Source organism: Burkholderia sp. BCC0044 (genome assembly GCF_902832955.1).
Classification (GTDB): domain Bacteria; phylum Pseudomonadota; class Gammaproteobacteria; order Burkholderiales; family Burkholderiaceae; genus Burkholderia.
In genome coordinates, this window is record NZ_CADFDO010000001.1 from 1,751,961 (window position 1) to 1,764,152 (window position 12,192).

Here is a 12,192-nt window from a genome sequence, read left to right on the forward strand (position 1 = left end):
GGTTCCTCAGTTCAGCGAACGGCTGCGCCGGTAAATTCGGCCGACGCACGTCAAGGGCGCCATGCTACCGCAACCTTTTGACGCGCGCGGACTCTGAGGACAGGCGCGCCAGCCGGCTGACGGCTTCCCGCCATGTTACCGATCGGTCACGAAACTCACGATCCTTGACGCATCGAAAAAGCCCTTTTGGTAAGATTGGCGCGGGTTCCGGCCCCGTCGACGCGTTCCCCCAGCCGTCGCGACACCGCCTTTTCCATGCAACGATACGACCTGATTGCCTGCCACGAATGCGACGCACTGTTGCATAAACCGCGCCTCGCCGGCCGCGAGATCGCGCGCTGCCCGCGCTGCGACGCGCTGCTCTATCGCAACAGCACCACGCAGATCGAGCGCATCACCGCGCTCGCGGTCGCGGCCCTCGTCACGTTCATCATCGCGCAGACTTTCCCGATCCTCGAAATGGACCTGAACGGCACCCGCGTGCAGACGACGCTGATCGGCGCGATCGACACGCTGTGGCATCAGGACATGGAGATCGTCGGCGTGATGGTGTTCTGCTCGACCGTGCTGTTCCCGCTCGTCGAGATGGCCGCGCTGCTTTACGTCCTGCTGCCGATCCGCCGCGGCGTCGTGCCGCCCGGCCTCAACCGCGTGCTGCGCACGATCCAGCTCGTGCGGCCGTGGGGGATGATCGAGGTGTTCATGCTCGGCATCGTGGTCACGATCGTGAAGATGGTGAGCCTCGCGCGCGTCGTGCCCGACGCGGCGCTGTTCGCGTTCGGCGCGCTCACGCTGATGACCGCCGTCGTGCTGATGTTCGACCCGCGCACCGTGTGGGACATCGCCGACGACCTGCGCGCCGGCCGCGCGCCCGGGCGGCCCGCCCCCGCCGCGCCGCTGCCGGACGCGCCCCGCCGATGACGCGCCCCACGCCGACCGCCGCCCGCGAGGGCTACGCCAGCTGCCACGCGTGCGGGCTCGTGCAGACGATCGACCAGCCGCACGCGCATTGCGCGCGCTGCGGCAGCGCGCTGCACCTGCGCACGCCGAACAGCATCGCGCGCACGTGGGCGCTGCTGCTCGCGGCTGCGATCCTCTACATTCCGGCGAACCTGCTGCCGATCATGCGCACGTCGTCGATCGTCGGGTCGCAGCAGGACACGATCATGAGCGGCGTCATCTACTTCTGGACGTCCGGCGACTGGCCGCTCGCCGTCGTCGTGTTCGTCGCCAGCATCCTCGTGCCGATGCTCAAGCTCGGGGTACTGACGATCCTCGTCACCAGCGCGCAGCGCCGCGCCGCCTGGCGGCCGCTGCAGCGCACGCGCCTCTACCGGATCGTCGAGCGCATCGGCCGCTGGTCGATGCTCGATATCTTCGTCGTGACGCTGACCGTCGCGCTCGTCCATTTCCGTTCGCTCGCCGTCATCACGGCCGGCCCCGGCGCACTCGCGTTCGGCTCGGTCGTGATCCTGACGATGCTCGCGTCGATGCAGTTCGATCCCCGCCTGATCTGGGATCCAGTCGAAACCTCAGGGAATCACCATGAATAGTCCACAAGGCCCGCAGCACGACGCGCCCCGGCCGCCCGATCCGACGATCTCGACGAAAAGCGGCTGGCTGCCGTCGCTCGTCTGGCTCGTGCCGCTGATCGCCGCGCTGATCGGCATCGGCCTCGTGATCAAGTCCGTGCGCGAGCGCGGCCCGGAAATCACGATCAGCTTCCACAGCGCCGAAGGGCTCGAGCCGGGCAAGACCCAGGTCAAGTACAAGGACGTCGAGATCGGCACGGTCAAGACGATCAAGCTGTCGAAGGACCTGTCGCGCGTGCTGGTCCAGGTGCAGCTCAAGAAGGAGGCCGAGGATTTCGCGGTCAAGGGCTCGCGCTTCTGGATCGTGCGGCCGCGCGTCGGCGCGACCGGCGTGTCGGGGCTCGGCACGCTGCTGTCCGGCGCGTACATCGGCGTCGACGCCGGTCACGGCCAGGACACGCTGACCGACTTCACCGGCCTCGAGACGCCGCCCGCCGTCACGGGCGACCAGAAAGGCACGCAGTACGTGCTGCGCGGCGATTCGCTCGGCTCGGTCGACATCGGCTCGCCGGTCTACTACCGCCGCGTGCAGGTCGGCCAGGTGGTCGGCTTCTCGCTCGACAAGGACGGCACGGGCGTCACGTTCAACGTGTTCGTCAATGCGCCGTACGACCAGTACGTCGGGATGAACACGCGCTGGTGGCAGGCGAGCGGCGTCGATCTGCGGCTCGATTCGAGCGGCCTGAAGCTGAACACGCAGTCGCTCGCGACGGTGATCCTCGGCGGCATCGCGTTCCAGACGCCGCCGAACCAGGGCAGCGGCACGACCGCGCCGAACAACACGACGTTCCGCCTCGGCTCCGACGAGGGCGACGCGATGCGCGACCCGGACGGCCAGCCGCTGCAGGTCGTGATGAACTTCAACCAGTCGCTGCGCGGGCTCGCCGTCGGCGCGCCGGTCGACTTCCGCGGCATCGTGCTCGGCGAAGTGACGAACATCGGCATCGACTTCGATCCGAAGACGAAGAACTTCCTGATGCCGGTGACGATCAACGTGTATCCGGAACGCCTCGGCCGCCGCTTCCGCGAGACGATCGAGAGCAAGGGCGAACCGGCGCGCCGCGAGATCGTCGAGCGGCTCGTCCAGCACGGGCTGCGCGGCCAGTTGCGCACCGGCAACCTGCTGACGAGCCAGCTGTACGTCGCGCTCGACTTCTTCCCGAAGGCGCCGCCCGTGAAGATCGACACGGCCCGCCTGCCGTTCGAGCTGCCGACCGTGCCGAACACGCTCGACGAGTTGCAGCTGCAGGTCGCCGACATCGCGAAGAAGCTCGACAAGGTGCCGTTCGACCAGATCGGCGCGAACCTGAACAGCGCGCTGTCGAACGCGGACAAGCTGTTCAAGCAGCTCGACACGCAGGTCGCGCCGGAAGCGCGCGACACGCTGTCGGCCGCGAAGCAGACCTTCTCGACCGCCGAGGCGACGCTGCAGCAGGATTCGCCGCTGCAGTCCGACGTGCGCGGCGCGCTGAAGGAACTCACGCGCACGCTGCAATCGCTGAACGCGCTCGCCGACTATCTGGAGCGCCACCCCGAATCGCTGCTCAAGGGCAAGCCAGGAGATAAACAATGACGACACGCGTGAACGGTTTCGCGAGCGGCGCGGCGGCGGCGCTCGCCGCACTCGCGCTCGCCGCGTGCAGCTCGCCGCCCGCACGGTTCTACACGCTCAGCCCGGCCGACGCCGCGGCGCCGCTGCGCACCGCGCCGGCCAACCCGGCGTTCCTGATCGAGGTGCCGTCGGTCGGCGTGCCCGAGCAGGTCGCGAAAAGCCAGCTGGTCGTGCAGAAGAACGCCGCGCAGGTCGACGTGCTCGAGCAGGAACGCTGGGCGTCGCCGCCCGCCGACGAGATCCGCCGCGCGCTGTCGGACGATCTCGCCGCGCAGCTCGGCACGATCGACGTCGCGAATTCCGCGTATCCGGCCGGCGTGCCCGTGTACCGCATCAGCGTGAACGTGCAGCGCTTCGAGTCGTGGCCGGGCAAGCGCGCGGCGGTCGACGCCGTCTGGAGCGTGCGTTCGCTCGCCACCCAGGCCGTGATGACCTGCCGCACGAGCATCGCGGAACCGGTCGCCGACGGCTACGATGCGCTCGTCGCCGGCCACCGGCGCGCGCTCGACGTGATTGCCACGCAGGCCGCGGCCGGCGTGCGCGCGATGGCCACGCGCCGCAGCGCGGCGGCCGCACCCGCGGCCGGCGGCAAGACGGCCGCCGCGCCGGTCGTGCCGTGCCCGGCCAACCCGGCGTCTGGCGGCGACGCCGGCGCGACGGGCAAGTCCGGCGCATAAGCGAACGCGGACGGCGCGCGGGCGAACGTTCGACACGGCGGTCGCCTGCGCACGGTGTCGAATGGCGCGGCGCGTCCAGTCGCACTCGCCGAAAAGCGAACACGAGCAGCACGCCGCCGCACCCGCCCACGCACACCGCCTCCATCGGCCGCGCGGCCATTTACATTCTTTGTCAAAGCCGCCGGAACCCGCGCCATGCCACGCGGTCGGCTTGCGTTTTCCGGCCCGATTGACGATCCTACGCACTTTCAGGCTCGCGCCGTTCGTCGTGCATGCGAGCCAGCGGCGCCGGGCCGCGTTCGGCCCGACCGCCGTGCCTGCCGGTACCCGCACGCGAACCGCGTGCACCGCGGCGGGGCAGCCGCATCGCGGGTCGCCGCGCGCGTCGTCCGGCCACCGGCCCCGTCTCACCCGTTCTCACCGGCGCCGCGCCGTTTCCCCGGCCGGCATCCCGAACCCGCCCGTCCCGGGCTTTCGCTATTCCGTTTATGTTTCGTTCCCTGACGACCCTGATCAAGAAGTGGCGCGCGTCGCGCAATGCCGGTCACCAGCTCGATGCGCTGCTCGCCAGCGCCGATGCCGACGCGTCGTACGCCGAGCGCAGCGAATGGCTGATCGAGCTCGCGCACTGGCTGCGCCGCACCGGCACCGTGCAGGACGCGCCGGCCGAGCGTGACGCCGACACGCGCGCGTATCCGGCCCATGCGCGGCTGCGCTACCTGTTCCACGTGCTCGACCGCAATCCCGCGTGGAAAGCGCACGCCGCGCGCATCGTGCGCGGCATCCTGCGCGAGTGCGACGGCATCTCGCTGCTGTGCGACGCCGGCATGCCGGTGCATTCGGGCTTCTTCGGTGCGCTGTTCGAGCGGATCGACTCGTCGCTGATCCCGCCCGCGCCGAACCGCCGCGAGTTGTCGGCGCTGTTCACGCTGATGTTCCCGACGCCCGAGGACGCGAAATGGATCGACGCGCTGCCCGACGACCTGCTCGCGCGCCTGACCGACCTGTTCTCGTTCGACGTCACCGAAGAAGAGCGCCACGAGCCCGGCTCGTTCTCGCGCGACCTGCTGGCCGCGCTGCACAACCTGACCTGCCAGATCAGCTCGACCGGCCTGTCGCAGACGGTACGCAGCCGGCTCTCCGACGACGACGCGCGCAAGCCGCTCGAAACGCAGCCGTTCTACCGCCTCACGCGCGCGATGCTCGCGGTCGAGACCGCGCATGCGGCCGTCGAGGACGGCGGCGACCCGAGCAAGCTGCTGCACGAGGTGAACTACCTGCGCGTGCTGCTCGACGAATGCCGGATCGCCGTCGACGACGTGTTCGCGCACCTGTACCGCAACGGCGTGTCGGTCGACATCGTGTTCCAAGTCGAACGGATGCGCATGCGCATCCTGCGCGCGGAAATGCTGCTGAACGCGTGGATGGCGCGCGACGACCTGCGCGGCATGGCGCACCTGACCGCCGAACTCGTCGACGCGAACCAGAGCAGCCAGAGCGTCGCGCACCTCGTGCGCAGCAACTTCTCGCTGTTCGCGCGCAAGCTCGTCGAGACCAACGCGGACACCGGCGAGCACTACATCTCGCGCGGCCGTGCCGAGTACCTGAAGATGCTGCGGATGGCCGCGGGCGGCGGACTCGTCACGGTCGTGACCGTGTGCGTGAAGTTCGCGATCACGGGCGCGCACCTGCAGTCGATGCTCGAAGGGCTGCTCGCGGGCGTCAACTACGCGGCCAGCTTCATGCTGATGCACTTCCTGCACTTCACGCTCGCGACCAAGCAGCCCGCGATGACCGCGCCGACGCTCGCCCGCGAGCTCGACGAGACGGGCCACGAGGAAGGCGTGAAGGCGTTCGTCGCGTCGGTGATCGCGCTGATCCGCACGCAGGCGGCCGCGATTTCCGGCAACGTGCTCGTCGTGCTGCCCGTGTGCCTGCTCGTGCAGCTGTTCGCGAGCAACGTGCTGCACGCGAACCTGATCTCGCCCGAGAAGGCGCACGCGACGCTGCACTCGTTCTCGCTGCTGGGCCCGACGCCGTTCTACGCGGCGCTCACGGGCGTGCTGCTGTGGGCGTCGAGCCTGCTCGCGGGCTGGGCCGACAACTGGTTCGTGCTGCACCGGGTCGGCGACGCGCTCACGTACAACCGCCGGCTGCGCCTGACGCTCGGCGCGGCCGGCGCCGCGAAGCTCGCGCACTTCTGCCGCTCGAACGTCGCGGGCGTGGTCGCGAACGTCGGCCTCGGCCTGATGCTCGGCCTCGTCCCGGCGATCGTCACCGTGTTCATGTTCCCGTTCGAGGTGCGGCACGTGACGCTGTCGGCCGGGTCGATCGGGGTCGCGCTCGGCGTGCTCGGCAAGGATGCGCTCGGCACGCCCGAGCTGTGGTGGGCCGGCGCGGGGGTGCTCAGCATGGCGATCCTCAACGTGCTCGTGAGCTTCGCGCTCGCGTTCACGATGGCCGTGCGCTCGCGCAGCCTGCGCCCGACCCGGGTGCGCGCGCTCGTCGCGGCGATCGTCCGCACGGTGCTGTCGAATCCGCTCGTGCTGTTCTGGCCGGCGGCCAACCCCGCCGCGCGCGCCGGCCAGCCGGGCGCGCACTGACCGGCGGCGGCGCAGCGGCGCCTGCCCGGCCGGCTCTCCCCGCCCTCCCGGCACGCGCGAGCGGCGGCCGCGCCGACGCCGCCGCGCCGAAACGCCGGCCCCGGTCGCCCGCGCCGCGTACAATAGTGGACTTTTGCACGTCCTCACCCGCCTTATGTCCTCGCCCACCCTGTTCGAATTCTTCGCCCCCTGCCCGCGCGGCCTCGAAGCGGCGCTTGCCGCCGAGCTGGCCGAAATCGCCGGCCGCCACCTGAACGGCGCGCCGTTCACCGCGGGCGCGCAGGTGCCGGGCGGCGTCCATTTCAGCGGCGGCTGGGCCGCCGGCATGGCCGCGAACCTCCATTCGCGGATCGCGAGCCGGATCCTGCTGAAGATCGCGCACGGCGCGTACCGCAACGAACAGGACGTCTACGCGCTCGCGCTCGAGCAGCCGTGGGAACGCTGGTTCGCGTCGACGCAGACGCTGCGGATCGACATCACCGCGATCAAGTCGCCGCTGAAGAGCCTCGAATTCACGACGCTGCGCGTGAAGGATGCGATCTGCGACCGCATGCGCGACAAGACCGGCTCGCGCCCGAGCATCGACACCGGTGCGCCGGACGTGCGCGTGTTCGCGTTCCTGACCGTCAACGAGTGCACGCTGTACCTCGACACGTCGGGCGAGCCGCTGTTCAAGCGCGGCTGGCGTCTCGACAAGGGCGCGGCGCCGCTGCGCGAGAACCTCGCGGCCGGCATCCTGCGCCTGACGGGCTGGACGCCCGGCACCGCGCTGTACGACCCGATGTGCGGCAGCGGCACGTTCCTCGCGGAAGCCGCGCAGATCGCCCTCGGCGTGGCGCCCGGCGTCGAGCGCCGGTTCGGCTTCGAAAAGCTCAAGCAGTACGACATCACCGCGTGGCAGGGGCTGAAGGTCCCGGCGCTCGACGCGAAGCGCGCGGCGCGGGCCAAGCGCGGCGACGCGCTCGGCGTGTACGGCAGCGACATCTCCGGCGACATGCTCGAGAAGGCGCGCGCGAACCTCGAACGCGCGGGCGTGCCGTCGGTGTGGCTCAAGCAGGTCGACGCGCGCGGGATGACGCCGCCGTGCGACGGGCCGGGCATCCTCCTCGCGAACCCGCCGTACGGCGAGCGGATCGAGGTGCGCGGCCGCAGCGCGCGCGGCGAAGTGCGCGAAACCGGCCGCAACCGCGGCAACGACGACGCATTCCGCCGCACGCACACCGACGCGCCGGACAGCGAGTTCTTCAACGCGCTCGGCGATGCATTGAAGCAACGCTTCACCGGCTGGCAGGCGTTCCTGCTGACGTCCGACCGTTCGCTGCCCGGCCAGTTGCGGCTGCGCGAATCGGCCAAGACGCCGCTGTTCAACGGCGCGCTCGAATGCCGGCTGTTCCGCTTCGACCTGATCGCCGGCAGCGTGAAGGCACGCGCGGCCGCGCCGGAAGGCGACGACGCGTAAGCCATCCGTCCGCGTCCGCAAGCAACGACGTGTCAGGGGCCGCCATCGCGGCCCCTGTGCTTTTCCGCGGCCGGTCAGTGCTTCGACTGCGACCAGCGCGCCTTCGTGAACGGCAGTGCATGCCCCGTCTCGAGCAGCGTCTTCAGGCTCGACAGCACGACCGGCCAGCCGCCGCGAATCCCGCGGTCCATCTCCGAACCGGGTACGAGCCCGTCGTGCGTGACGGTCAGCTTCACGACGCCTTCGTGCGGCTCGACCAGATAGGTCACGCGCGATTCCTCGCCGTCCCCCGACGGCGCGCGCCACGTGACGACCAGCCGATGCGGCGGATCGTTCTCCACGACTTCGCCGACGATGTCGACCCGCGACGGATCGTCGTAGTCCTGATGTTCCCAGCGCGAGCCCGGCCGCCAGTCGGGCGACGCGTTGCGATGCCGCACCCAGTAGTCCTTCGTCAGCTCGGCGTTGGTCAGCGCGTCGAACACGCGCTCGGGCGTCGCCGCGATGAAGGTCACGTACACAAAGGCGGGATTACCCATCGTCATCTCCTGTGTCGCGCGGCGCTTCCAGCCCGCGCTTGAGATCCGCCAGCGCCTGCAGGCGCTGACGCTCGAACTTGCCGATCCAGCGTTCCGCGATGTCATGGATCGGCACCGGATTCAGGTAATGCAGCTTCTCGCGGCCGCGCCACGTCGTCGCGACGAGATTCGCGGCCTCGAGCAGCGCGAGATGCTTGCTCACGGCCTGCCGGCTCATCGCGAGCCCGTCGCACAGCTCGGACACGGTCTGGCCGTTTTTTGCATGCAGCAGATCGAGCAACTGACGGCGCGTGGCGTCGGCCAGCGCCTTGAAAACGAGATCCATGCCGCTCCCGGGTCGATGACCTTATTATGCAACCAAATAGTTGCATGTCAAGGATGACAACTCTACTGACAATACGGTGTCAGCAGCCCGCGATCACACTGCAATCCCGGCGCAATGCAGGCTGGTTTCCACACCGAATCCGAATAACAACGCAAACAACGTAACAAGGAGCTCGTCATGACGTCAGCAACCGCCACTGCCACCCCGGAACGCGCGATCGCCTGGTTCGACATTCCGTCCCTCGATTTCGACCGCGCGATCCGCTTCTACGAAACCGTGCTGCAAACCACGTTGCAGCGCGCGGTCATCGGCGGCGTGCCGATGGCGACGTTCGACCGCGACGCGTCGAGCACGGGCGGCAGCATCGTGTTCGATCCGCAGCAGATCAAGCCGAGCGCGAACGGCGTGCTCGTCTACCTGAACGCCGGCGAATCGGTCGTCGCGGCGCTCGAACGCGTGAAGCGCGCGGGCGGCGTCGTGCAGGGCTCGGTCGTCGAGCTGCCGAACAACTACGGCTACGTCGGCTACCTGATCGACACGGAAGGCAACCGCGTCGGCCTGCATGCGCCGAAATGCCACTGAGCGCGGCGGTCAGCGGGCCGGCGCGGCGCTATCATCGCGAAGTCCCCGTTGCCAGAGGAATCGAGGTGCTGTCATGACCCGCCGTGCCGACCGCCTGTTCCAGATCGCCGAGCTGTTGCGCGGGCGTCGTCTCACGACCGCGCAGCAACTGGCCGACTGGCTGTCGGTGTCGCCGCGCACGGTCTATCGCGACGTGCGCGACCTGCAACTGTCAGGGGTGCCGATCGAAGGCGAAGCCGGCATCGGCTACCGGCTGAACCGCAACGCGAGCCTGCCGCCGCTCACGTTCACGGCCGAGGAGCTGGCGGCGCTCGCCACCGGCGCGCGCATGCTCGAGACCTGGGGCGGGGCGCGCTTCGCGAGCGGCGCGCGCTCGGCGCTCGCGAAGATCGCGTCGGCGATGCCGGCCGACAAGCGCACGGCGCTCGACCGGCTGCCCGTGTTCGCGCCGTCGTTCCACATCGACGAAACGTTTTGCGCGAAGGTCGATGCGATCCACCAGGCGATCGACACGCGCCACATCGTCAGCTTCGATTATCGCGACCGGCTCGGCGCGCATTCGCAGCGTCGCGTGTGGCCGCTCGGGCTCGTCTACTGGGGCGGGCGCTGGACGATCGGCGCGTGGTGCGAGCTGCGCGACGATTTCCGCACCTTCGACATCGCGCGGATGGGCGACATCACCGTGCACGAGCAGTTTCCGGACATGGAAGGCCGGCGGATCGCCGACTACATGCGGATCGCGGAAGCGCCGATGCGCTGACGCGCTGACGTGGCAAGACGGCGGACGCACGCCACCCCTTCGTTTGCCGGGCGCCATGTGGCGCCCGGCCCCGCTGGGCTACCCGCCGAACACCACCGGCCGCTTCGGCCGCTCGTCGACGTGCAGCGAAAACACGTCCGCACGCGCGTAGTGGCCGACGACGTCGAAGTCGTAGCGCGCCTTCACGAGCTCGTCGGTGTCGATCCGCGCGGTCACGAGCCCGGCCTCGCCGATCAGCGGCGCCGTCAGCAGGTCGCCGAGCGGCCCGACGATCACGCTGCCGCCGCGGATCAGCGGCCGCTCCGGGTCCCAGCCCGGCACGTCGATGCCGAGCGCGCGCGGCGACGGCTGCACCTGGCACGCGCTCACCACGAAGCAGCGCCCTTCGTGCGCGATGTGCCGCATCGAGCACTGCCACACGTCGCGCTCGTCGACGGTCGGCGCGCACCAGATCTGCACGCCTTTCGCGTACATCGCGCAGCGCAGCAGCGGCATGTGGTTCTCCCAGCAGATCGCGGCGCCCGCGCGGCCCGCGGCGGTGTCGACCACCGGCAGCGTCGAGCCGTCGCCTTGCCCCCAGATCAGCCGCTCGGTGCCGGTCGGCATCAGCTTGCGGTGCTTCGCGACGAGCCCGTCGCGCGGATCGAAGAACAGCGCCGAGCAGTACAGCGTGCTGCCGCCGCGCTCGATCACGCCGACCACGAGGCTCGCGCCCGTGCGTTGCGACAGCGCGGCCAGCTCGTCGGTTTCCGGCCCCGGCACGTCGATCGCCTGCGCGGCGTAGCGCGCATACGCGTCGCGCCCTTCGGGCAGCCGGTAGCCGAGCCGCGTGCCGAAGATCTCGCCTTTCGGATAGCCGCCGAGCACGGCCTCGGGCAGCACGACCAGCGACGCGCCGCTGTCGCGGATCGCGGTTTCGTAGCCGAGGATCGTGTCGAGCGTGGCGCGCGTGCCGGCGGGCGATGCGCCGATCTGCAGCGCGGCGATGACTGAGGTGGACATGAAGGCGTCTCCGGTGAATGCGGTGAATGGGATGCCGCCATCTTTATCGATAAGATGTCATCGATCAAATCGATACAACGATAATTGACATGAATACAGATGATATCGCCGGCCTCGACCTGAACCTGCTGAAAGTGTTCGAAGCGCTGTACGAGGAAGGCGGCGCGAGCCGCGCGGCGCTGCGGCTCGATCTCACGCAGTCGGCGGTCAGCGCGGCGCTCGGGCGGCTGCGCGTGATCTATGCCGACCCGCTGTTCGTCCGCACCGGCCGCGGGCTCGCGCCGACGCCGCGCGCGGACGAACTGAAGCCGATCCTGTCCGATGCGCTCGACCGCTGCCGCGAAAGCCTCGCGATCGCGGCCGACGGCGGCGACCGCGTCGGCCGCACGATCTCGATCGGGCTGTCCGACGATTTCGAGATCGCGCTCGGCCGCGCGCTGATCGACGCGGTCGCGCGCGAAGCCGCCGGCATCCGGCTGATCTTCCGGCAGACGCACAGCGGCATCGCCGGCGACGCGCTGCTGCGGCACGGCGTCGATCTCGCGATCGCGTCGGGCGGGTTCTCGGCGAACGGGCTCAGCCGACGCGCGGTCGCCACCGGCGGCTACGCGTGCCTGATCGATCCGGCCGGCCGCGCGCGGGCGCCGCGCACGCTGACGCTCGCCGATTTCCTGCGGCGCGACCACCTGCTCGTGTCGTCGGGCGGCGTGATCGGGATCGTCGACGAGGCGCTGGCCGCGCTCGGCCACAAGCGGCGCGTCGCGGCGTCGACCACGCATTTCGCCGCGCTGCCGTACCTGCTCGCCGGCTCCGACGCGGTCGCGACGATTCCCGCGCATGCGGCGCATGCGATCGCGCAAGCGACCGCGCTGCGCGCGCTCGCGTGCCCGGTCGACCTGCCGCGCTATCCGGTCGAGATCGGCTGGCGCACGAGCACGCAGCGCGACCCGGCGATCGTGCGCGTGCGCGACACGATCGCCGCCTGCGTCGCACGCCTCGTCGCACCATGAAAAAAGGCCCGGCCGGCTTGCGCCGGTCGGG

12 protein-coding genes are annotated in these 12,192 nt (G+C 69.9%); 9 read left to right on the forward strand and 3 right to left on the reverse strand.

The window, feature by feature from the left end:
* The first annotated feature begins 255 nt into the window (after positions 1-255).
* The 6 genes from HWX14_RS07855 to HWX14_RS07880 all read left to right on the forward strand — a co-directional run bounded on the left by HWX14_RS07855 (position 256) and on the right by HWX14_RS07880 (position 7,943).
* Entirely contained in the window at positions 256-921 is a 666-nt protein-coding gene (locus HWX14_RS07855; protein WP_175882211.1) for a paraquat-inducible protein A, read from the forward strand.
* Complete coding sequence (locus tag HWX14_RS07860; protein ID WP_175882212.1) at positions 918-1,553, forward strand: paraquat-inducible protein A; 636 nt, start codon at positions 918-920, stop codon at positions 1,551-1,553. The genes HWX14_RS07855 and HWX14_RS07860 overlap by 4 nt, the downstream gene beginning before the upstream one ends.
* Entirely contained in the window at positions 1,546-3,165 is a 1,620-nt protein-coding gene (locus HWX14_RS07865) for an MlaD family protein (protein WP_175882213.1), read from the forward strand. The genes HWX14_RS07860 and HWX14_RS07865 overlap by 8 nt, the downstream gene beginning before the upstream one ends.
* Positions 3,162-3,881, forward strand: a complete 720-nt coding sequence (locus HWX14_RS07870) for a PqiC family protein (protein ID WP_175882214.1) — start codon at positions 3,162-3,164, stop codon at positions 3,879-3,881. The genes HWX14_RS07865 and HWX14_RS07870 overlap by 4 nt, the downstream gene beginning before the upstream one ends.
* A 488-nt stretch (positions 3,882-4,369) precedes the next feature.
* Positions 4,370-6,484, forward strand: a complete 2,115-nt coding sequence (locus HWX14_RS07875; protein ID WP_175882215.1) for a site-specific recombinase — start codon at positions 4,370-4,372, stop codon at positions 6,482-6,484.
* Positions 6,485-6,638: 154 nt separating this feature from the next.
* Positions 6,639-7,943 carry a class I SAM-dependent RNA methyltransferase gene (locus HWX14_RS07880; protein ID WP_175882216.1) on the forward strand — a complete coding sequence of 435 codons (1,305 nt, stop codon included), beginning with the start codon at positions 6,639-6,641 and terminating at the stop codon, positions 7,941-7,943.
* 74 nt (positions 7,944-8,017) lie between these two features.
* Here the strand turns inward: HWX14_RS07880 and HWX14_RS07885 are convergent, their stop codons facing one another.
* Both HWX14_RS07885 and HWX14_RS07890 read right to left on the reverse strand, forming a co-directional pair.
* Entirely contained in the window at positions 8,018-8,482 is a 465-nt protein-coding gene (locus HWX14_RS07885; protein ID WP_175882217.1) for an SRPBCC family protein, read from the reverse strand.
* On the reverse strand, positions 8,475-8,807 hold the full coding sequence (locus tag HWX14_RS07890; protein ID WP_175882218.1) for a metalloregulator ArsR/SmtB family transcription factor: 333 nt from the start codon (positions 8,805-8,807) through the stop codon (positions 8,475-8,477). Before HWX14_RS07890 ends, HWX14_RS07885 begins: the two co-directional genes overlap by 8 nt.
* Before the next feature lie 177 nt (positions 8,808-8,984).
* On the opposite strand from HWX14_RS07890, the gene HWX14_RS07895 reads away from it, so the two are divergent.
* Both HWX14_RS07895 and HWX14_RS07900 read left to right on the forward strand, forming a co-directional pair.
* Positions 8,985-9,389 (forward strand): VOC family protein, encoded by a 405-nt coding sequence (locus HWX14_RS07895; protein WP_175882219.1) that lies wholly within the window; start codon positions 8,985-8,987, stop codon positions 9,387-9,389.
* Positions 9,390-9,462: 73 nt separating this feature from the next.
* On the forward strand, positions 9,463-10,149 hold the full coding sequence (locus HWX14_RS07900; RefSeq protein WP_006497518.1) for a YafY family protein: 687 nt from the start codon (positions 9,463-9,465) through the stop codon (positions 10,147-10,149).
* A 78-nt stretch (positions 10,150-10,227) separates the two neighbouring features.
* Here the strand turns inward: HWX14_RS07900 and HWX14_RS07905 are convergent, their stop codons facing one another.
* On the reverse strand, positions 10,228-11,151 hold the full coding sequence (locus tag HWX14_RS07905) for a carbon-nitrogen hydrolase family protein (protein WP_175882220.1): 924 nt from the start codon (positions 11,149-11,151) through the stop codon (positions 10,228-10,230).
* 89 nt (positions 11,152-11,240) lie between these two features.
* On the opposite strand from HWX14_RS07905, the gene HWX14_RS07910 reads away from it, so the two are divergent.
* Positions 11,241-12,161: a LysR family transcriptional regulator gene (locus HWX14_RS07910; RefSeq protein WP_175882221.1), complete on the forward strand. Its 921-nt coding sequence runs from the start codon at positions 11,241-11,243 to the stop codon at positions 12,159-12,161.
* Positions 12,162-12,192 lie beyond the last annotated feature (31 nt).